The 21,297-nt window shown below is 50.0% G+C and carries 22 protein-coding genes; 7 read left to right on the forward strand and 15 right to left on the reverse strand.

Annotation, left to right across the window (positions count from 1 at the left end):
• Nucleotides 1-3 precede the first annotated feature (3 nt).
• Both selD and OGW44_RS04440 read right to left on the reverse strand, forming a co-directional pair.
• Complete coding sequence (gene selD / locus OGW44_RS04435) at nucleotides 4-1,047, reverse strand: selenide, water dikinase SelD (RefSeq protein ID WP_103283893.1); 1,044 nt, start codon at nucleotides 1,045-1,047, stop codon at nucleotides 4-6.
• A gap of 116 nt (nucleotides 1,048-1,163) precedes the next feature.
• On the reverse strand, nucleotides 1,164-1,715 hold the full coding sequence (locus tag OGW44_RS04440) for an NAD(P)H nitroreductase (protein ID WP_016152830.1): 552 nt from the start codon (nucleotides 1,713-1,715) through the stop codon (nucleotides 1,164-1,166).
• Nucleotides 1,716-1,890: 175 nt separating this feature from the next.
• On the opposite strand from OGW44_RS04440, the gene sppA reads away from it, so the two are divergent.
• Genes sppA through pncA form a run of 3 tightly spaced genes read left to right on the forward strand, consistent with a single transcriptional unit; the run spans nucleotide 1,891 to nucleotide 5,472 of the window.
• A complete protein-coding gene (sppA, locus tag OGW44_RS04445; protein ID WP_016152829.1) occupies nucleotides 1,891-3,747 on the forward strand; it encodes a signal peptide peptidase SppA in 1,857 nt (618 codons plus the stop codon).
• 55 nt (nucleotides 3,748-3,802) lie between these two features.
• On the forward strand, nucleotides 3,803-4,819 hold the full coding sequence (gene ansA, locus OGW44_RS04450; protein ID WP_016152828.1) for an asparaginase: 1,017 nt from the start codon (nucleotides 3,803-3,805) through the stop codon (nucleotides 4,817-4,819).
• A 14-nt stretch (nucleotides 4,820-4,833) separates the two neighbouring features.
• Entirely contained in the window at nucleotides 4,834-5,472 is a 639-nt protein-coding gene (pncA, locus tag OGW44_RS04455; protein WP_016152827.1) for a bifunctional nicotinamidase/pyrazinamidase, read from the forward strand.
• A gap of 37 nt (nucleotides 5,473-5,509) precedes the next feature.
• Here pncA and OGW44_RS04460 read toward each other — a convergent pair whose 3' ends face one another.
• The 8 genes from OGW44_RS04460 to OGW44_RS04495 all read right to left on the reverse strand — a co-directional run bounded on the left by OGW44_RS04460 (nucleotide 5,510) and on the right by OGW44_RS04495 (nucleotide 14,254).
• A complete protein-coding gene (locus tag OGW44_RS04460) occupies nucleotides 5,510-6,868 on the reverse strand; it encodes an MFS transporter (protein ID WP_094761838.1) in 1,359 nt (452 codons plus the stop codon).
• Nucleotides 6,869-7,008: 140 nt separating this feature from the next.
• Complete coding sequence (locus tag OGW44_RS04465) at nucleotides 7,009-7,767, reverse strand: DeoR/GlpR family DNA-binding transcription regulator (protein WP_185654391.1); 759 nt, start codon at nucleotides 7,765-7,767, stop codon at nucleotides 7,009-7,011.
• A gap of 136 nt (nucleotides 7,768-7,903) precedes the next feature.
• A complete protein-coding gene (gene ydjG, locus OGW44_RS04470) occupies nucleotides 7,904-8,887 on the reverse strand; it encodes an NADH-dependent methylglyoxal reductase (RefSeq protein WP_016152824.1) in 984 nt (327 codons plus the stop codon).
• Nucleotides 8,888-8,896: 9 nt separating this feature from the next.
• Nucleotides 8,897-9,844 carry a carbohydrate kinase family protein gene (locus tag OGW44_RS04475; protein ID WP_047358601.1) on the reverse strand — a complete coding sequence of 316 codons (948 nt, stop codon included), beginning with the start codon at nucleotides 9,842-9,844 and terminating at the stop codon, nucleotides 8,897-8,899.
• 4 nt (nucleotides 9,845-9,848) lie between these two features.
• Nucleotides 9,849-10,685 (reverse strand): ketose-bisphosphate aldolase, encoded by an 837-nt coding sequence (locus OGW44_RS04480; protein WP_185654390.1) that lies wholly within the window; start codon nucleotides 10,683-10,685, stop codon nucleotides 9,849-9,851.
• A gap of 24 nt (nucleotides 10,686-10,709) precedes the next feature.
• Nucleotides 10,710-11,753 carry an NAD(P)-dependent alcohol dehydrogenase gene (locus tag OGW44_RS04485; RefSeq protein WP_047498905.1) on the reverse strand — a complete coding sequence of 348 codons (1,044 nt, stop codon included), beginning with the start codon at nucleotides 11,751-11,753 and terminating at the stop codon, nucleotides 10,710-10,712.
• A 17-nt stretch (nucleotides 11,754-11,770) separates the two neighbouring features.
• On the reverse strand, nucleotides 11,771-13,150 hold the full coding sequence (locus tag OGW44_RS04490; protein WP_047498907.1) for an MFS transporter: 1,380 nt from the start codon (nucleotides 13,148-13,150) through the stop codon (nucleotides 11,771-11,773).
• A 27-nt stretch (nucleotides 13,151-13,177) separates the two neighbouring features.
• Nucleotides 13,178-14,254, reverse strand: a complete 1,077-nt coding sequence (locus OGW44_RS04495) for a zinc-binding dehydrogenase (RefSeq protein WP_185654389.1) — start codon at nucleotides 14,252-14,254, stop codon at nucleotides 13,178-13,180.
• 294 nt (nucleotides 14,255-14,548) lie between these two features.
• On the opposite strand from OGW44_RS04495, the gene chiD reads away from it, so the two are divergent.
• Together chiD and yajD are read left to right on the forward strand one after the other, a co-directional pair.
• Nucleotides 14,549-15,802 carry a chitinase ChiD gene (gene chiD, locus OGW44_RS04500; RefSeq protein WP_185654388.1) on the forward strand — a complete coding sequence of 418 codons (1,254 nt, stop codon included), beginning with the start codon at nucleotides 14,549-14,551 and terminating at the stop codon, nucleotides 15,800-15,802.
• Nucleotides 15,803-15,895: 93 nt separating this feature from the next.
• Nucleotides 15,896-16,240 (forward strand): HNH nuclease YajD, encoded by a 345-nt coding sequence (yajD, locus tag OGW44_RS04505; RefSeq protein ID WP_003832478.1) that lies wholly within the window; start codon nucleotides 15,896-15,898, stop codon nucleotides 16,238-16,240.
• A 44-nt stretch (nucleotides 16,241-16,284) separates the two neighbouring features.
• Here the strand turns inward: yajD and OGW44_RS04510 are convergent, their stop codons facing one another.
• Both OGW44_RS04510 and msrB read right to left on the reverse strand, forming a co-directional pair.
• The gene (locus OGW44_RS04510; RefSeq protein WP_016152817.1) at nucleotides 16,285-16,560 is read right to left on the reverse strand and encodes a YeaC family protein; all 276 of its coding nucleotides are present in this window, start codon (nucleotides 16,558-16,560) and stop codon (nucleotides 16,285-16,287) included.
• A 42-nt stretch (nucleotides 16,561-16,602) separates the two neighbouring features.
• Entirely contained in the window at nucleotides 16,603-17,016 is a 414-nt protein-coding gene (msrB, locus tag OGW44_RS04515) for a peptide-methionine (R)-S-oxide reductase MsrB (protein WP_016152816.1), read from the reverse strand.
• A 341-nt stretch (nucleotides 17,017-17,357) separates the two neighbouring features.
• Here msrB and gapA point away from each other — a divergent pair, with 341 nt between their 5' ends.
• Both gapA and OGW44_RS04525 read left to right on the forward strand, forming a co-directional pair.
• The gene (gene gapA / locus OGW44_RS04520; protein ID WP_003030697.1) at nucleotides 17,358-18,353 is read left to right on the forward strand and encodes a glyceraldehyde-3-phosphate dehydrogenase; all 996 of its coding nucleotides are present in this window, start codon (nucleotides 17,358-17,360) and stop codon (nucleotides 18,351-18,353) included.
• Nucleotides 18,354-18,552: 199 nt separating this feature from the next.
• Nucleotides 18,553-19,437, forward strand: a complete 885-nt coding sequence (locus OGW44_RS04525; protein WP_016156308.1) for a D-hexose-6-phosphate mutarotase — start codon at nucleotides 18,553-18,555, stop codon at nucleotides 19,435-19,437.
• Nucleotides 19,438-19,532: 95 nt separating this feature from the next.
• Here the strand turns inward: OGW44_RS04525 and OGW44_RS04530 are convergent, their stop codons facing one another.
• The 3 genes from OGW44_RS04530 to OGW44_RS04540 all read right to left on the reverse strand — a co-directional run bounded on the left by OGW44_RS04530 (nucleotide 19,533) and on the right by OGW44_RS04540 (nucleotide 21,172).
• Nucleotides 19,533-20,387: an aldo/keto reductase gene (locus OGW44_RS04530; RefSeq protein ID WP_016156307.1), complete on the reverse strand. Its 855-nt coding sequence runs from the start codon at nucleotides 20,385-20,387 to the stop codon at nucleotides 19,533-19,535.
• Between the two features lie 178 nt (nucleotides 20,388-20,565).
• A complete protein-coding gene (locus OGW44_RS04535) occupies nucleotides 20,566-20,919 on the reverse strand; it encodes a hypothetical protein (RefSeq protein WP_016156306.1) in 354 nt (117 codons plus the stop codon).
• Between the two features lie 10 nt (nucleotides 20,920-20,929).
• Nucleotides 20,930-21,172: a hypothetical protein gene (locus OGW44_RS04540; protein ID WP_019076610.1), complete on the reverse strand. Its 243-nt coding sequence runs from the start codon at nucleotides 21,170-21,172 to the stop codon at nucleotides 20,930-20,932.
• Nucleotides 21,173-21,297: the final 125 nt, after the last annotated feature.

A 21,297-nucleotide genomic window follows, 5' to 3' on the forward strand; every position in this document is an offset into this window, starting at 1 on the left:
GAGTTAACGGATCTCAACCATGGCGCGACCGCCACGAGCTTCCACTAACTCACCAATCGCGGTGAGGTCGATGCCAAACTGCGCCGCTGCCGCTTTAACTTCGGCTTCAGCTTGCGGCGTTACCGCTAACAGCAGACCACCGGAAGTTTGCGGATCGCAGAGCAAATCGCGAACCGACTGCGGCATTTCACCCATCAGGTGTCCGTAGCTGGCAAAGTTACGCTGGGTACCGCCCGGCACCGCGCCCTGCGCGATGTATTCTTCAACACCTGGCAGCTTAGGAATAGCCTGGTAGACGATCTGCGCCTGAACGCCGGCCCCCTGACACATCTCGCTCAGATGCCCCAGCAGCCCAAAACCGGTAACGTCGGTCATGGCTTTCACGCCGTCGATATCGGCAAATGCCGCCCCGGCAATGTTCATCCGGCACATCACTTCCGTCGCCAGCCCTTTGTGCTCGTCCTTCAGCAGCGATTTTTTCTCTGCGGTGGTCAGGACACCAATACCCAGAGGCTTGGTCAAAAACAGCTTGCATCCCGCCTCGGCGGTGCTGTTTTTCTTCACGCGTTCGGTTGGAACAACGCCGGTTACCGCAAGACCAAAGATAGGCTCAGGGGCATCGATAGAGTGCCCCCCCGCCAGCGCGATACCCGCCTGACGGCAGGCAAAGCGTCCGCCTTCGGTTACTTCGCGGGCGATTTCCGGCGCCAGCTTATCAAGCGGCCAGCCCAGGATAGCAATTGCCATAATCGGTTTGCCGCCCATGGCGAAAATATCGCTGATGGCGTTGGTGGCGGCGATGCGGCCAAAATCAAACGGATTATCGACAATCGGCATAAAGAAATCGGTGGTGCTGATTACGCTAGTGCCGTTCCCCAGATCGTATACAGCCGCGTCGTCGCGGGTTTCATTACCCACCAGTAAGTTTGGATCAACAAACTTCGCCTGCTCACTGTGCAGGATGGTTTCCAGCACTTTTGGGGAAATTTTACAACCGCAACCGGCTCCGTGGCTGTATTGCGTTAAACGAATAGCTTGCTCGCTCATGGACATCTCCTGTCATTGCAATCCGGATATGGTAGCGCTCATTCCATGATGTGGTAAGAGTGACTGTCTGAATTCGGGTGCCTTTGCTCATAATCCAGACAGTTTTGCCGTTGATATCAGAAATAACGGACGAATGCGCTCGGATCGGCAAGGGTAATCGTCGTGGATGCTTTCAACTGTGGTGTGCCCAGATAGAGAAAACCGACGATTTTATCCTGTGGGCGACAGTCAAACGCTTCGCGGACGACCTCACTTTCGGTTAATGCGCCACTGCGCCAGATACCGCCAAAGCCCTGGGCAATGGCAGCCATCTGCATGGCCATCACCGCACAACCGGCAGACATTTCCTGTTCCCATAACGGAACCTTGTCGTTTGCTTCACATTTCGCCACCACGGTAATAATCAGCGGCGCGCGAAACGGCGCGCTGCGCGCTTTTTCCTGGGCCTTCTCATCGCTGCCAGATGCAATAGCGCCTTTTTCAAGCACGGCGGCAAAGCGTTCACGCCCTTCGCCCTCGATGACAAAGAATTGCCACGGTTGCAGCGTTTTGTGGTCCGGCGCGCGCATTCCCGCACGCAGAATATTTTGCAGTTGTTCTCCTGCCGGGGCCGGTTCGACGAGACGAGAGGCGCTACGACGGGTCATAAGTAATTCGAGTGCATCCATTTGCTTAACTCCAACAATGAAATTTGTTCACAAAATTAACACGTGAGCGGATTTTGTTACAGCACAGGCGGTGATTCCTGCTGACAAGTGCCTGTCGGGTCATTACGATAGCCTCATCTTATCGCCTTTCTCCGGGATTTCGGGGTGGCGTGTTGTTAATTGGTAGGGAGAATACATGCGAACCCTGTGGCGATTTATTGCCGGATTTTTTAAATGGACATGGCGATTACTCAATTTCGTCCGTGAATTTGTGCTTAACCTGTTCTTCATCTTTTTGGTGCTGGTTGGCGTGGGCATCTGGATGCAGGTCAGCAGCAGCAACACCAGCGAACACGCTGAGCGAGGCGCGCTGCTGCTGGATATCTCCGGGGTGATTGTCGATAAGCCTTCGAGCACCAGTCGGTTAAGCGTTATTGGCCGTCAGCTGTTTGGCGCCAGTTCCGATCGTCTGCAGGAAAACTCCCTGTTCGATATCGTGAATACGATTCGCCAGGCAAAAGATGATCGCAACATCACCGGCATCGTGATGGATCTGAAAAATTTTGCCGGGGCAGACCAGCCTTCCATGCAGTATATCGGCAAAGCACTGCGGGAATTCCGCGACAGCGGTAAACCGGTCTTTGCCGTGGGCGATAACTTCAGCCAGGGGCAGTATTACCTCGCCAGTTTTGCTAACAAAATTTACCTCTCTCCGCAGGGTTCCGTTGATCTGCACGGCTTTGCCACCAACGGTCTGTACTACAAGTCCCTGCTCGATAAGCTGAAAGTTTCCACGCACGTATTCCGCGTCGGGACCTATAAGTCTGCCGTAGAACCGTTTATCCGCGATGATATGTCTCCTGCCGCGCGTGAAGCCGACAGTCGCTGGATCGGCGAGCTGTGGCAGAACTATCTCGACACGGTCGCCGCCAACCGCCAGATCCCAGCTCAGCAGGTGTTCCCTGGCGCACAGGCGATGCTGGACGGTTTGACGAAGGTCGATGGAGATACGGCGAAATATGCGCTCGACAACAAACTGGTGGATGCACTCGCCTCCAGCGCCGAAGTCGAAAAAATGCTGACCAAACAGTTTGGCTGGAGCAAAGCGGATAAAAACTATCGCGCCGTCAGCTATTACGATTATTCGCTGAAAACGCCAGCGGATACCGGAGACAGCATTGGCGTTATCTTCGCGAACGGCGCGATTATGGACGGTGAAGAAACCCCAGGAAATGTGGGGGGCGACACCACTGCCGCACAAATCCGCGAAGCACGTCTCGATCCGAAAGTGAAAGCTATTGTTCTGCGCGTGAACAGTCCTGGCGGCAGCGTCAGCGCCTCGGAAGTCATTCGTGCTGAGCTGGCTGCGGCAAAAGCGGCGGGTAAACCGGTTGTCGTGTCTATGGGCGGCATGGCGGCCTCCGGTGGCTACTGGATCTCCACCCCAGCCAGTTACATTGTGGCAAACCCCAGCACTTTAACCGGTTCAATCGGGATCTTTGGTGTGATCAACACCGTAGAAAACAGCCTGGGTTCCATTGGTGTACATACCGATGGCGTGGCCACTTCCCCGCTGGCGGATATCTCCATCACCAAAGCGTTACCGCCTGAAGTGCAGCAAATGATGCAATTGAGCATTGAAAATGGCTATAAGCGCTTTATCACGCTGGTCGCGGATGCACGTAAGACAACCCCTGAGCAGATTGACAAAATCGCGCAGGGTCACGTCTGGACCGGTCAGGATGCGAAAGCCAACGGACTGGTAGACAGCCTCGGTGATTTTGACGACGCCATCGCGAAAGCGGCTGAGCTTGCCAAGCTGAAACAGTGGCACATTGCGTATTATCAGGATGAACCGACATTCGTCGATATGGTAATGGACAGCATGTCAGGCTCCGTTCGCGCCATGCTGCCCGAAGCTATTCAGGCCATGCTCCCGGCGCCGCTTGCTTCTGCGGCCAGTGCAGTTAAAGCGGAAAGCGATAAGCTGGCCGCGTTTAACGATCCGCAAAACCGATATGCGTTTTGCCTGACCTGCGCCAACGTTCGCTAACAATTGCCCCCTCTTCGGGATGAAGAGGGGTTTTCATTGAGACAGAAGAAAAGTCATGCAAAAGAAATCGATTTACGTTGCCTATACCGGCGGTACCATTGGTATGCAGCGCTCAGAACAGGGTTATATTCCTGTTTCTGGTCATCTCCAGCGTCAACTGGCATTGATGCCTGAATTCCACCGCCCGGAGATGCCAGACTTCACCATCCACGAATACGTCCCGTTGATGGATTCCTCCGACATGACGCCGGAAGACTGGCAGCATATTGCGGAAGACATTAAAGCACACTACGACGATTACGATGGTTTTGTCATTCTGCACGGCACCGACACCATGGCGTTTACGGCTTCAGCGCTCTCTTTTATGTTGGAGAACCTGGGTAAACCGGTAATTGTGACAGGGTCACAAATTCCGCTGGCAGAGCTACGTTCAGACGGGCAAATCAACCTGCTCAATGCGCTGTACGTTGCGGCAAATTATCCGATCAATGAAGTCACCCTGTTTTTCAACAATCGACTGTTTCGCGGCAACCGTACCACTAAAGCGCACGCCGATGGCTTTGACGCCTTTGCCTCACCCAACCTTGCGCCGCTACTGGAAGCCGGGATCCACATCCGTCGACTGGGAACACCGCCAGCACCGCACGGCGCAGGTGAACTGCTTGTTCATCCTATTACTCCACAACCGATTGGCGTGGTCACCATTTACCCAGGTATCTCCGCTGATGTGGTGCGTAACTTCCTGCGCCAGCCGGTAAAAGCGTTAATTTTGCGCTCCTACGGCGTGGGCAATGCACCGCAAAATAAAGAGTTTCTGCAAGAACTTGAAGATGCGAGCTCACGTGGCATTGTGGTGGTGAACCTGACCCAGTGTATGTCCGGCAAGGTAAACATGGGTGGCTACGCGACGGGTAATGCCCTCGCCCACGCTGGCGTGATTGGCGGCGCGGATATGACCGTCGAAGCCACGCTCACCAAATTGCACTATTTACTGAGTCAGGGACTGGATGTGCAGAGCATTCGTGAAGCTATGACGCAAAATCTACGCGGCGAGCTCACCCCGGACGAATAAAGGAGTCTATGCCCATGGCCCGAGCCTTACTGTTGGTCGATTTACAAAATGACTTTTGTGCCGGCGGCGCTCTCGCTGTTCCGCAAGGCGACAGCACAATCGAGATTGCCAACCGTCTGATTGACTGGTGCGCCCTACGCGGCGACACGGTTGTTGCCAGTCTGGACTGGCATCCGGCTAATCACGGTAGTTTTGCCAGCCAGCATCAGGTCGCCCCCTACAGTCAGGGACAACTGGATGGTCTGGCGCAAACGTTCTGGCCCGATCATTGCGTGCAAAACAGCGAAGGGGCGGCCCTGCATCCGCTGCTGAACCAGCGTGCAATAGCGAAAACCTTCACCAAGGGCGAGAACCCGCTGGTCGACAGTTACAGTGCGTTTTTTGATAACGGTCGTCGTCAGGCAACCGCGCTGAACGCCTGGCTGCTCGAACACCGTATTGCTGAGCTTATTATCATGGGTCTGGCTAGCGACTATTGCGTTAAATTCACCGTTCTGGATGCGCTCGATCTTGGTTATACCGTCAGCGTTATTACCGACGGCTGCCGTGGCGTCAATATTCAACCCCAGGATAGTGCAGAGGCGTTTATGGAAATGGCCGCAGCGGGCGCGACGCTGTATACGCTTGATGACTGGCTGGAAACCCAGCGCTAATTGATGTCGACAGGATCCCCCCTGTCGGCACGTTATCTCAAGCCAGTGTCGAAATCTCTTCCAGCGAAACTTTGCGTGTTTCGATGCCAAAGCAAAAAAGAATCAGCGCGCACAGCACCAGCATTATGCCTAGCACGATAAAGACCGTAATCGAGCCGTAGCGGGTCAACAAGATAGCGACGCCATAGGGCGTAAATACTGCGACAATTCTTCCCACGGCATTCACAAAGCCCGATCCCCGCAATCTAAGGTGTGTGGGCCACAGTTCGGGGACATATACCGCAGAGGCAAAGCACACGTACATATACAAAAAAAAGATCATCACCAGCCCGTAGCTCAAAATAGCCCACTCTTCGGTTTGAATCGAATAGAAATATCCGAGCAGCGCGATAATAATCAACAAGAATGAACCAAACAATCGACGTGGAAAACGATCAATAATCAGTGTGGCAATAAATATCCCAACGGGTGCGCCAATCATAATTATCGCGGTCATAAAAATAGATTTCGTCACATCGATTCCCGAATTAACAAAAATCGTCGGGATCCATACCGTAATGGTATAGAGCGAAATATTCATCGCGATAAGCACGGTGATTGCCACCAGCGTACAACGCAACATCGGCCCTTTGAACAAGAGCCAGAATGAATCACTTTCCGTGCTTATATCCGCCGTTAGGCAATCGCTATGGCAGGGAGGTAAAGTGATGTTTTTTTCTTTCTGAATTTGCAGTTCCACCTGCAGAAGATGTTTTTCAGCTTCGTTTCTCTTTCCTTTGCCAGCCAGCCAACGAGGAGATTCAATATAATACTTTCCCGACAGATACCATGCTAAGAGCATCGCCATGCCACCGAGTAAAAACATCATCCGCCAGCTTAGAAAGGCGATAATCACAACGCCAATCGCCGCTGAAAGCATCGGCGACCAGTTGCCGACAAACGACAGGCGAGCAGACCACTTCCCACGCACCCCGGGCGGAATAAATTCAGTAAATGAGGCATAGCCCACCATAATCAGCGCTCCCATTCCGCTCCCCATTAGGAAGCGGAAAAAGATAAGCCAATACATGTTAGGCACAAACGTTGCCGCACAGGCAGAGACCCCGACGATCAGCAAATTGAAGCGGAACGCTTTGCGTCGACCAAGATAATCACCAATAAAGCCACCGGTTAGTGAGCCAATAAAATAGCCAAACATCAGAGCCGAGGTAAACGCGGCGTTGAGGTAATTATTTGACCAACCGGTACTGACTAATTTTGCCAACACCACATTCCCGGAATAGCTGAGAAAACCGGTGACTAATAAACTAAAACTGATAATGCCGAAAATACGAAAATGAAATCGAGATAAAGGTAAGCGATCTAATCTTGCACCGATAGGGTCACATTGTTCCATCTGGATGCCTCAAATTAAGCTAAATAGAAAGTATGGCGATCGCGGCAGAAAAAATCTCACCGCGCCATCCATCATCATTAGATTCTTATGGCATTTTCCAGGTGCAAACTAAAATAATATCGACACGACCCACGTTAAAATTAATATACGAGTTGAATATTATTTTCTTTGCAAAATGCAATCCACTCTGCACCCGGTGCCTTATTGGTAATTAGGTAATTAATATGGCTAAAGTCCACGAGCTGGACGAACGCTTTACGATCGAACTTCGAATGATCAACCAACAGAGCCACCTCGGTCGCCTGGCGGATCATCGTCTTTTTGATTTCCGCTTCCGCTTCGTTAGAGTCAAGCGCTCCGCTCTGCATATCCAGACCTTTGCAGCTCATCACCAGGATATCAACATGATAGCGGCTGATAATCTCCTTGGTGATCCTTCCCTGAAGCGACAGCGTATTCTTATTTAATTCACCGCCAGTAGAAACAACGTTAATTTCTGACTGTGCAAGTTCATGAAAAGCTTCAGCCGAGTTGGTCAGTAGCGTCAGATCGTTTCTTTCCTTCAACAGTTTCAATAATTCCATCACGGTACTACTGGCGTCGGCAGCCATGGTGGTCTTATTTTTAATAAATGGTAATGCATTACGGGCAATGATCTGCTTTTCTTCAAAAAAAGATTTTGCACGCTTATAAAAATGGATATTGTCGGACAACGCGGTTGTATTGAGTACAGCACCGCCATATGTTCGGGTCAAAAACCCTTCATCTTCCAGTTTTTCCAGATCGCGGCGAATCGTTTCTTCAGTCACCTGAAAGATCGAACTTAAATTAGATACCACTACTTTCTTATCATTCACCACCATTTGCTTAATGGCCTGAATCCTGTCTTTTGCCGCCACGATGACACCTCTGTTTCCTGCAAAGTAATAATAAGAGGCAAGTATCTCACAGGCCATGTTTATTTTCAAAATAACATGTCTGAATCACAGATTTTAGTGCTATTTTACACAGAAACAGAGGTGAACCCCATTTGGCTTATTTTGTATCCAGCGCCTCAGCCATTCGCCTCATCAATAAAGAATCATCATCGGTCAGGGGAATCGTTAACGCCTGAACATTATCACGGACCTGTTCAGGCGCGGTTGCGCCGCTCAGCAAGGTGATTAAATCGCTTTGCTTTAAAATCCACGCCAGTGCCAGCGCGGGGATTGTGCAGCGGTATTTTTCGCACAACGGCCGCCATTGCTCAAGCATGTCAATCACCCGTAGCATATTGTCTCGTTGGAACCAGACTTTGTTGGCCCGCGCCCCGCCAGGGACATAATCGCGATCAATAGTTCCGGTCAGTAGACCCTGCTCAAGCGGTGAATATACCTGCACCACGATGCCATGCTGCTGACATAACGGCAGCAGTTCAGCTTCCAGTGCCCGGTCAAGGATGCTGTACTTGGCCTGGATGATATCCAGCTCACCGTGTTTGAGATACTCCCTGATATGTTCCGCATCGACGTTAGCCGCACCGATAGAACGAATTTTCCCCTCTTTCTTGAGTGCGTTTAGTGTATCGACGGTTTCCGCAATCGGCGTAAAACAGGGTTCGACCGACTGCCAGTGGGTCATGTAGATATCAATGCTCTCAATACCCAGTCTTTGCAGACTGGCATCCACCTCTTCGCGAATCGACTCGGGTGTGAGATTTTTATACAACTGCCGGTCGCCCACTTTGTTAAACAAACTTCCTGTTCGCTCCCAGACGATGCCGCATTTGGTTTCAACAACGATATCGTTACGCGGCAGTTTTTTCAGCGCCTGCCCGACAATCACTTCACTATTGCCGAAGTTGTAACCTGGCGCGGTATCAATCAAATTAATACCGCAGCGATGCGCCTCAACAATGGTATCAATACAGACCTGCAGATCGAGATCGCCGTTCCACGCCGGACCGCCGCCAATCGCCCATGTGCCTAATCCCATGCGGGAAAGCGTAATATCCGTACTGCCTAAAGGAATCATTTTCATCTGCCGCTATTATCCTTCATATTCATCGAGAAGTTGTTCAACCAGCTTTCTGTTCTTCACACCCGTCGTGGCCCCTACGCTCAAAACCGATATGGCCGCCGTTGCATTAGCAAACAGCGCGCACTCACGCAGTGTTTTGCCTTCAAGCAGCGCGGAAATAAATCCCGAGGCAAAATTGTCTCCCGCGCCGATAGTGTCGATGGCGGTAATTCCCGAAACGGCTGGAACCTCGATTTTCATATCGACACGTTTGATAAAGCAGCCTCTCTTGCCGGTCTTAATCACGACTGTTTTCACGCCGCAGTTCAGGAAACTGTCGGCAATGTCATCCAGCGTCTCTTTCCCGGTGAGCAGTTTGGCCTCCTCAAAATTAGGAAACAGATAATCCACGTAGCTCAATGCCTGTCGAATATCTTTCAGTGTTTCATTAAGCCGCGGTTTTATCATATCCGCACAGATAATTAACCGATGCGCTTTCGCCTGAGCGAAAATTGCCGTCAGTGCATCGCTATCCAGTAACGGGCTATTAAAAATACTCGCCAGCGACAGCAGCTTTGCTTGAGAGAAGCGGTCAAAATCAACATCGCTGATATTCAGCTTCCACAGGCTGCCGTTACGGTTAGTCACGAAAGTACGCTCGCCATCGGCGGTGACTAATCCCACGTTAATAGATGTATCAATTGCGGCATCCTGCTTCAGGCTCTGAATATCTATATTCTCCCGACGACAGTGGTCGAGAATAAAATGACCTGCTGCATCAGCACCTACCCGGCTCATTAACGCTGTACGATGACCGAGACGAGAAATAATAGTCGCTTCATTAATTGCGTCGCCGCCGGTTGTCATCGCTATTCTTTCTAACGGATAAGAATCAACATCAAAAATATTTTTACTCACCGGCTGTAAGGGAATATCAACAATAGCTGCCCCTATACAAATAACCTCGATATTATCCATGTTGTCATTCCGCTTTACCGTCAGAACCAAACAATTTAATTTTCTCCAGCGCGCGCTCTTTTACCGCTTTGCGAACTTCACGTTCAACGTGCAGGAAGGGCTGATTCTGGTTCTCCTGCACTGCCACCATGGCAGCCTGGCACAGTTCGGTATGAATGTTGATTTTAGAGATACCTAATGAAATGGCTTTTTTGATATCCGCATCGCTGATACCCGACGCACCATGCAACACCAGTGGCACGGATACGGCTTCCCGCACGCGTTTAACAACGTCGAAATTCAGTTTCGGCTCTGAGGTATAGACGCCATGCTGGTTACCAATCGCCACCGCCAGAGAATCGCAGCCGGTACGCTCGACAAATTCCGCCGCCTGGTTCGGATCGGTATAGTGATAACCCGCCAGCGCTTCTTCGTACACCGTTTCATTGCCCACATGGCCCAGCTCAGCTTCGACCGGCACACCCAGCGGATGGAAAAAATCCACGGCCTCTTTTGTCAGACGAATATTCTCTTCGAAATCAAAGGAAGAGGCATCACGCATCAGCGAATTCATACCATGAGTCCAGGCGTTATGGATAATCTCCATGCTACGTCCGTGATCCCAGTGGGTAATAACTGGAACCGAGGCCTTTTTAGCCATTGAAACCATCATGTGCGAAAAATCTTCGAACGAGGTATTACCCACAAAACCAGTACCGAAAGAGATAATCACCGGCGATTTCGATTCTTCCGCCGCATCAATCACCCCCATTAGCATTTCCGCATTCCACACGTTAAAGTGAGCAATCGCATAATGTTTATTTTGGGCATCATTTTCCCAATATTTAATATCTGCCAGCATAGTTATTTCTCCCTTTCCGATAAATTAATGATTTACTTTAATTACGCCTTTAATAATTTCGCTTTTGTTATTAACGGATTCATCAAACGCGCGCTGAACATCTGCATAATCGTAAATATGCGTCACCATCGATTTCACATCGAACCGACCGGAGGATATGGCTTCAATAGTAACCGGATAGCGGTTGGCGTAACGGAAAACGGTCTGAATAGACACTTCACGGTTAATTTTGAGGAAATTAATTGCGGAATCACCAGGTACTGTACCAACGATCATGATTTTCCCGCCGCGCATCACCAGATACGGCGCCTGCTTAACGGTTATGGCTGAACCGGCAGTTTCGAAAACAATGTCCGCGCCCATATCGCCAGAGAACTGCTGGCAGCGGACAATGGTGTCCTCTTTTGCACCGTTTATAACGGTTGTCGCCCCGAGTTGTTCAGCCATCGCCAGACGTTTTTCCAGCACATCAACCACCGCGATCTCGGTTGCGCCCAAACATTTACACGCCTGCAAAGTCATTAAACCAATACACCCCGCCCCAAGAATGACGATTTTCTTACCCGGTTTAACGTCTGCCAGCATTGCAGCATGCATACCCACCGCCGCTGGTTCCACCAGCGCACCTTCCAGGGTGTCCATGTTATCGGGCAATTTGTAAGTGAAACTCTCCGGATGACACAGATAGTGGGTTAGCGCGCCGCGGTAGTTGGGCTGCGTAGCCATAAAATCGACGTCCGGGCAGATATTATATTTCCCTTCCAGGCAGTAGCGGCAGTGACCGCACGGTACACCGGGTTCAATATTCACCCGATCACCCGGTTTAAATTTGGTTACACGGTTCCCTACCGCCACCACCGTACCGGCGCATTCATGCCCCAAACCAATTTCCTGATTAGGATCTTTCGGCGGAATAAAAGGACCTGATTCAAAACCGTGAACATCTGAACCGCAAATACCAACGTATTCAACTTTGATCAGCACTTCATGCTCATTGGGCACCGGAATATCGGCGGCGATGATTTTCATCGTGCCCGGCGTTTTTAATATCGCTTTCGAGTTTTTCATTTTATTTCCCGTCAATATTATTTGCTGGTAACTGCATCAATCCCGAGACTTTCGACAGAGACGCCTTTGGTTTCAATTCCGATGGTAGCAATGGCAATGGCGACAATAATGGAGACCGCACCTAGCAGTACAAACACCCCTGTCACGCCGTAACCATTAAGTAATACTGCGACTGCATAAGGTGCGGCGATACCACTGACACGCCCGACAGCGTTGGCCAGTCCCGAACCGCGAAGTTTCGCTTCGGTCGGCCATATTTCCGGAACGTATACAGCGGAGGCATAACAAACATACATATAAACAAAAGTAATCAGGAAAAAACCGATTAATGTAATTAGCAGCATACTGGTTTGCAGCGAATAGATATAACCCAGAACAGCAATTAACACTAATAACCCCACCCCCATTGTTTTTCTCGGAATTTTATCCATTACCAGCATGGCGATAAAAATCCCAAATGGCGCACCGAACATGCTCATGGTATTTAAGACAATGGAGTCTTTCAGATTAATACCCTGGGTCATAAATATTGTCGGTAGCCAGTTAATTAAGGTGTACTGAACGACGTTCATGGCAATCAGAACAAAAGAACCCAAAATAACCCGCTTCAGCAATACACCTGTTAATAAGGCGGAGTACGGTACAGAACGAGGTTGTTTGCCATCATCCTTTATCACGACTGGCGGAAGAGGCTTACCGGTCTGTCGAATGACACCTTCTTCAATTGCCCGCATCACCTTTTCGGCTTCCTGGTAGCGCCCGCGAGACTCCAGCCAGCGAGGCGACTCAGGGAAACTGCGCCAGGCAATAACAGTTGCTATGAGCGACAGCACCGCAGGAATCAACAGCTGTACGCGCCAGTTCCATTCCGCGCTGATAAGTGGCGTCAGCCCCATCGCGATCAGTGAACAGAGCGGATAAGACCAGTTGCCGATAAACGAGACCCGACTCGACCAGGTACCACGATTTCTGCCAGGCATATATTCGGTAAACCCGGCAAATAAGGTGACCAGCAGCGCGCCTAATCCAACTCCCATCACGAAACGACAGGCGATCAGGAAGGTCATATTGGGTGAAAACGCACCAACGATCATAGAAATAATATGAATCGCTTCATAAAGAATAAATGCATTTTTACGCCCGATCTTATCGCCAATAATTCCCCCACCGAGCGCACCGAGAAACATTCCAGCCGTCGTAATGGCAGAGAATGTGGCGGTGGTGGAATTATCAGTCCAGCCAAGTTCTTTTAATTGCGCGAGAATTAATCCGCCGACGGCATTACTCCAGCAAACCAGTAATCCGAAGGCAACCATGGCAAACATAGACGTATGCCAGCGACAGTCAGGCAGCCTGTCCAACCTCGCGCCGCAGTGCGGTTTTGCTATCTGTTCCATCCGGGAACCTTCCTTTAATAAATGGGGTTATTCATCAAAGTCGTAGGTCATGATGACCTTAATCGCGGTCTTATCGACCATCGCGTCAAAACCTTCTCGCCATTGCGATAAGCCGATACGGTGAGTGATCATCGGTTTGACTTTTATCGCACCGCTAGCGAGCAGGCGAATAGCATTGCGCCAGGAAGTGGAATCGTAGGCCATATGACCAATGATGCTTTTATTCCACGCAGTGATGTCGTTAATAGAAAAATCGAGAGGTTTGAAGCCCATCCCCACGCGGACGACTTCACCGTTAGGACGCAGCATTTCGATAGATTGTTTCAGGGCAATATTGGCACCGGAACATTCGATGACCAGTCCCAGATTGTCTTTCCCGCAGATCTCCTGACAACGTGCGACCACATCTTCGGTTGAACCGTTGACGACAGCCGTGGCCCCCATTTCTTTGGCTATCGGGAAACGTACCGCGACATCGTCTTCCAGCCCAACCATCACGATATTAACGGCCCCCATAATGCGCGCCATTTGTACCGAAAAAAGTCCCAGCGGGCCGGTACCAAAAACCACCACATCCTGACCCGGAAGAAATTTGGATTGCTGGGCGATAGATTTGTAGGCATTGCAGATGGGATCGAGTACAGCCGCCTCTTCATAATCAACGCCTGTTGGGATTTCCCACAGCGCATGACGGTGAATTTTGAGGATCTCTCCAGGGACCAGACAGTATTTCGAAAACCCCCCTCCCCAGGTATTGTTATCCAGACCTAAATTCACCTTTTCTGTACAACAAAGAAAATCACCTTGTTCGCAAGACGGACAAACGCCGCAGACGTGCCCGCTGTTGTCAGAAACCACTCGCTGACCGACTTTCCAGTCCTTAACCTTATCGCCAACCTGCACAATTTGGCCGGCAAATTCGTGACCACGAATCGAATTGAACTGGTCGGACCCACTGTCGACATTGTAGTGTTTCATGTCCGCGCCGCAGATAGCTGCCGCCTTGATTTCAATCACTACGTCATCCGGGCCGCATATCGGTTCCGGGACATTAATCATCTTGTAGCCGCCAAAGCTCTTGCCAAATCTTGCCAGTGCTTTCATTGAATTTTCCTTTGTGTTTAGTTTTGCATCACCTAGCATCATACTTATCCATATAATTTTTGAGGTCAACACAAAATCTTTAAAACACAGATTACAATCTGCATTTCGCAACTTAGATCACAAATAAGTGCCAAGATGAATTGAAAGCCAAAGACACAGCAGCCGCTTGGTTAAAATGACGTGAACACCTTCGCATTTTTCCTGTTATGAAACTGTTAACCTGCAGGTGCTGTTTTTTTCGCCACGCCATTTCCGTGGCGTGTTTGCTTGTTTAAATGTCAAAGAGGAACACCGATGAAACCATTGCCTTTGTTGGCAGCATTACCCCTGCTTTGCGCCAGCTTTGTTTCCGCCAGTTCACTGATGTCAGTTGGCTACTTCAATGGTGGCGGCGACGTCACTGCCGGTCCTGGTGGCGACATCAATAAACTGGATGTTCGTCAGATAACCCATCTCAACTATTCGTTTGGCCTTGTCTACAACAACGAAAAAGACGAGACCAATGACGCCTTAAAAGACGCCAGTAAGCTGCATCAGATTTGGCTTTCACCGAAAGTGCAGGATGATTTACTGAAAATTCCACAGCTGCGTAAACAGAATCCGAACCTGAAAGTATTGCTTTCCGTCGGTGGTTGGGGGGCTCGTGGATTCTCCGGCGCGGCAGCAACGAAAGAATCGCGCGCGGTGTTTATTCAGTCTGCTCAGGAGATAATTGCGAAATATGGCCTTGATGGCATCGACCTCGACTGGGAATATCCGGTCAACGGCGCCTGGGGACTGGTCGAAAGTCAACCGGCCGACCGAGCTAACTTTACCGCACTGTTAAAAGAGCTCCGCGCCGCATTGGGGCATAAAAAACTGCTGACTATCGCCGTGGGCGCAAATGCGGAAAGCCCGAAAAGCTGGGTGGATGTGAAAGCCATTGCGCCATCGCTCGACTACATAAACCTGATGACCTATGACATGGCTTACGGTACGCAGTATTTCAACTCGAACCTGTACGATTCGACACAATGGCCGACAGTCGCCGCGGCGGATAAGTACAGCGCTGATTTTGTGGTCAACAACTATCTTGCTGCCGGTCTAAAAGCGAGTCAGATGAACCTGGGCATTGGTTTTTATGGTCGCGTACCGAAACGCGCTGTTGAGCCAGGCATTGACTGGAGCAAACCTGACGCACAGAAAAATCCTGTTACCCAACCCTATTTCGAGCCCGCGCAAATTGAATTGTTCAAATCACTGGGCGTCGATCTGAGCAAAGATACCTATGTGAAGTACAACGATATCGTGGCGAAATTGATCAACGATCCGCAGAAGCGCTTTAGCCAGCATTGGGATGATGAAGCAAAAGTGCCGTGGCTGTCAGTGCAGTCTGTGGATGGAAAAGCGCTCTTTGCCCTCTCCTATGAAAATCCTCGCTCGGTAGCGATCAAGGCTGACTATATCAAGAGCAAGGGGCTGGGAGGCGCCATGTTCTGGGAATACGGTGCGGATGACCAAAACCAGTTGGCGAAGCAGTTAGCCGATTCGTTAGGCATCAAACACTGATCCCAACGCCTGACACAATAGGTTATGATTATCGCATTCTGCTGCGCCAGCTTTTGGCGCAGCTTTTCATTTTCTACTGGAGGCATGAGCTTTATGGCTTTTATCCCTAAAAATTACGCCCGTCTGGAAGTCGGTTACCGGGAAAAGGCGCTTAAACTCTTCCCCTGGGTCTGCGGACGTTGTTCCCGTGAGTTCGTGTATTCAAATTTGCGCGAATTGACGGTACACCATATCGATCACGATCACTCCAATAACCCGGAAGATGGTAGCAACTGGGAAATGTTGTGCCTGTACTGCCACGATCACGAACATTCCAAATATACGGAAGCGGACCAGTATGGTTCAACGGTGGTTGCAGGCGAAGATGCACAGAAAGCGGTGGGCGAAGCGAAATATAATCCGTTCGCCGATCTGAAGGCGATGATGAACAAGAAATAACTTCAACTGCGGGCCCGACATAGATGTTTGCCGGGCCTGAGTAATCAGGATTTAAACGTCGCAATGGGTTCGGGCGTAATACCAAACTCCACTTTCAACTGCTGCTTACTCTTCATCACCATCTCACCGTTGGTATCAATCGTCATATGCTGCGCGTCAATATTGTTTCGCGCCTGCCATAACATCACCAGCTGTAAGCAGTTCTCTTTTTGTTCTGCCGTTAGCGCCACGCCATCCGGCCATTTTCCGAGTTCAACGGCAGTTGATAAGCGCTGATAAACTTCCGGCGTCATGCTGTTGATCATCTCATCAAGATTCATGTTAAATCCACTCTCCGTAGAATAATTTGCTGAATCGTTTCTTCAGCCTTTGGTCTGCTCACCGTTTTCACCATCGGTGAAGTTCAAAGACGCTGAGTTAACGCAGTAACGTTCACCTGTAGGTTGCGGACCATCCGGGAAGACATGCCCCAGGTGCGCATCACAGTTACCACAGCGGATTTCAATGCGCTGCATACCGTGTGAAGTATCTTTAATGTAACGGATAGCCTCTGCGCTGACAGGCTCGTAAAAGCTGGGCCAGCCGCAGCCAGAGTCATATTTTGTCTCGGAACGAAATAGCGGTTTGTCACAGACCAAACAGTGGTAGATTCCGTCACGCTTGTTGTGCAGCAAACGCCCGGTAAATGGCGGTTCTGTCCCGTGATTCTGCGTCACGTAGAACTGCATTTCGGTTAAATTTTTTTTTAGTTCTTCTGGTGAAGGTTGATTAGCCATTTGCTCACATCTCGCTTTATCTAAACTCACATCGCGAGACAGATTCTAACAAAACATTAACACCAGAGTGCGAACTTTTGTTCTAAACTTGATCCGTGCGAAATGGCAGCCTGCAATTCGTGATCACAATCACGTTTTTATCTTGATTGCCCTTTAAAATTCGGGCCGCCGACCCCATGTGGTTTCAAGCCCAAAGGAAGAGTGAGGCGAGTCAGTTGCGCAAAGCTTAAGCAGCAGATTGATTTGTCGCAATGATTGACACGATTCCGCTTGACGCTGCGTAAGGTTTTTGTAATTTTACAGGCAACCTTTTATTCACTAACAAATAGCTGGTGGAATATATGACTATCAAAGTAGGTATCAACGGTTTTGGCCGTATCGGTCGCATTGTTTTCCGTGCTGCTCAAGAACGCTCTGACATCGAGATCGTTGCAATCAACGACCTGTTAGACGCTGACTACATGGCTTACATGCTGAAATATGACTCCACTCACGGCCGTTTCAACGGTACCGTTGAAGTGAAAGACGGTCATCTGATCGTAAACGGTAAAAAAATCCGTGTTACCGCTGAACGTGATCCGGCTAACCTGAAATGGGACGAAGTTGGTGTTGACGTAGTAGCTGAAGCTACTGGCCTGTTCCTGACAGATGAAACCGCTCGTAAGCACATCACTGCTGGCGCGAAAAAAGTGGTTCTGACTGGTCCGTCCAAAGATAACACTCCGATGTTTGTTAAAGGCGCTAACTTTGACAAATACGAAGGTCAGGACATCGTTTCTAACGCTTCCTGCACCACTAACTGCCTGGCTCCGCTGGCTAAAGTTATCAACGACAACTTCGGCATCATCGAAGGTCTGATGACTACTGTTCACGCGACCACCGCTACTCAGAAAACCGTTGATGGCCCGTCTCACAAAGACTGGCGCGGCGGCCGCGGCGCATCCCAGAACATCATCCCGTCCTCTACCGGTGCTGCTAAAGCTGTAGGTAAAGTACTGCCAGAACTGAACGGCAAACTGACTGGTATGGCGTTCCGCGTTCCTACCCCGAACGTATCTGTTGTTGACCTGACCGTTCGTCTGGAAAAAGCTGCTTCTTACGAAGAAATTAAGAAAGCAATCAAAGCTGCTTCCGAAGGCCCAATGAAAGGCGTTCTGGGTTACACCGAAGACGACGTAGTATCTACCGATTTCAACGGTGAAGTTTGCACTTCCGTGTTCGATGCTAAAGCTGGTATCGCACTGAACGACAACTTCGTGAAACTGGTATCCTGGTACGACAACGAAACCGGCTACTCCAACAAAGTTCTGGACCTGATTGCTCACATCTCCAAATAAGTTGAGATGAAACAGTAATCTGTAAGAGCGACTCAGGTCGCTCTTTTTTTTGCCTGAAGATACCCGTCATACTTCAAGTTACCGGTGTGTTGGCAATGCTCTCTCACCCGAATCACTTACTTCTGTAAGCTCATCGGGATCGTTCACTTGCCGCCGTCCTGCAACTCGAATTATTTAGGGTAAAAAAAAGGATTGCATAATGATTAATAAAATTTTTGCACTTCCGGTAATCGAACAAATTACCCCGGTCCTCTCCCGCCGCCAGCTTGATGAACTCGAGATTCTTGTGGTCGATCATCCACAGGTTAAAGCATCTTTCGCACTGCAGGGCGCACATCTTCTTTCCTGGAAACCCAACGGCGAAGAGGAAGTCCTGTGGCTAAGTAACAATACCCCGTTTAAAACCGGCGTAGCGCTGCGTGGCGGCGTACCAATTTGCTGGCCGTGGTTTGGTCCGGCTGCTCAGCAGGGCCTGCCTTCTCATGGTTTTGCCCGCAACCTGCCATGGACGCTGAAAGCGCACAATGAAGACGACAATGGCGTGGTGCTGACGTTTGAATTGCAAAGCAACGCTGAAACGCGTCAGCTATGGCCGCACGAGTTCTGCCTGCTGGCCCGTTTCAAAGTAGGTGCCACCTGTGAAATGGAACTGGAAGCCCACGGTGAATTTGAAACCACCTCTGCGCTGCATACCTATTTCAACGTCGGTGACATTGCGGCAGTAAAAGTCAGTGGACTTGGCGATCGCCTGATCGACAAAGTGAATGATGCTAAAGAAGATGTGCTGGCTGATGGTATCCAGACCTTCCCGGACCGCACCGATCGTGTCTATCTGAATCCGCAAGCGTGCAGCGTTATCCATGATGATGCGCTCAACCGCAATATCGACGTCGTCCATCATCACCATCTGAATGTCGTGGGCTGGAACCCGGGTCCGGCGCTGTCCGTTAGCATGGGCGACATGCCGGATGACGGCTATAAAACGTTTGTTTGCGTAGAGACGGCTTACGCGACCGCGCCGCAGAAAACCCGCGAAGAAAAACCATCACGCCTGGCACAAACTATCCGCGTTGCTAAACGCTAAAATTGTGTCTGTAGCCTGACGGAACTTGCGCCTTATCCGGCCTACCAAACATTGCGTTGGCCGGATAAGAAGCGTGAGCATCGCCATTCGGCAAATCAGGCCATATCCAGCGCCGTTTTACCCTTTGGCGCTGGATATGCCTTATCTAACTGCTTCAGCTCATCAACAGAGAGCGTTATCTCCAGCGCGGCGGCATTTTGTTCGACATGCGCTATGCTTGCCGCTTTTGGAATCGCCATCACGCCCGGCAGACGGATCACCCATGCCAGCAAAATCTGCGCAGCACTAACATTGTGCGCGTGCGCGATGTCGTTCACCACAGAATGAGAAAGCAAGTCACCGCGCAATCGCCCCGCCTGAGCCAGCGGACTGTAAGCCATGACCGGCATCTGCTGCTGCTGGCACCACGGCAGTAAATCATATTCAATACCGCGCGATGCTAAATGATAAAGCACCTGGTTAGTGGCACATTCCCGCCCACCTGTGACTTGCCATAACGCCTGCATGTCATCGTAATCGAGATTAGAGACGCCCCAGCGGCGGATTTTCCCCTGCGCAATGAGTGCTTCCATGGCATCAACGGTCTCAGCAAATGAAAAACTGCCCGTCCAGTGGAGCAAATAGAGATCCAGATAATCGGTTTTTAGTCGACGCAGGCTCGCTTCACAGGCGGCAATGGCTTTCTGACCACCGGCATTCCAGGGATATACTTTCGAGACTAAAAAAGCGCTATCACGACGCCCGGTTAATGCTTCACCCACTACCTCTTCCGCTGCACCATCTGCATACATTTCGGCGGTATCGATCAACCGCAGACCGAGATCCAGACCAGCCCGCAGCGCTGAAACCTCTTCCCGGCGTCGGCCAGGATCCTCGCCCATGTACCATGTTCCCTGCCCAATAGCAGGCAGCGATACCTGCTTTGTAAACATCACCTGTTTCGCTGTCATAGCGCCCTCCTGTGTTAATGCACCACAGTAAAGCAAAACAACTGGCATGTGTCCTGTTAGGGTGCACAAATTGCACCTTCTAAGATTGGAAGTTGACCGCTATGGCAACGGCAATAAAAAACCCGGGAACAAACAATGCTCCCGGGCCGAATGACAGAAAATCTTAACTGCACTGCGGTTATTTTAAGCGACCTAAATATTTCCCCTCTTTCATCGCGTTAATTTTCCCGTTTTTATAGACGATGACGGAAATCAAGCCCGCGCTATAAGACTGAGCGTCTGCATTGTTCTCATCATTTGCCGCCGCTTTGCCATTAATATAAGCAATACCATCAGCGCCACGTTTAAAGTCTACACCCAGTTTATTCACATGCACGGGTGTGATTTTACTGGCGTGCACCGGAGCATTAGCATCGCTGACCATCGTTTTATGTTCATGCTGTAACTGCTGACGGTAAGCCTCGCTGATGGCATAGGCTGGTGCAGCCGCAGATGTTGCGACCAGTGCAGCGATAATTATTAATTTCTTCATAAGTTACACCTTAATAATTATTGTGTTTGTGGTGATGACTGGAATTAGTATCATTTGAGTTATATACGTTTTGCGCGTTCTCCATAGCTTGTTTTTCAGCTACGGCATTGATTGTCGCCTGACGGTTTTGCTCAGCGATATAGCAGGCATCGCGGCTCACGCCCTTGCTTTCGCAAGCACTCATGCGTGAAGCCTCGGTGGAACATCCCGTCAGAATCCCACCCATCACTGCTATCATGATTAACTTTTTCATTATCTCTACCAGGTTTATTCGCAAGAAAACCACATGACATTTAATATCTGAGCCATGCAGCGTTACTGTCTTTACTTATTAAGTTGGAGTAATATCTGCAATCGCTTATTTAATGTCAATTTTAA

It is taken from the genome of Citrobacter sp. Cb023, from assembly GCF_030336805.1.
Classification (GTDB): domain Bacteria; phylum Pseudomonadota; class Gammaproteobacteria; order Enterobacterales; family Enterobacteriaceae; genus Citrobacter; species Citrobacter braakii.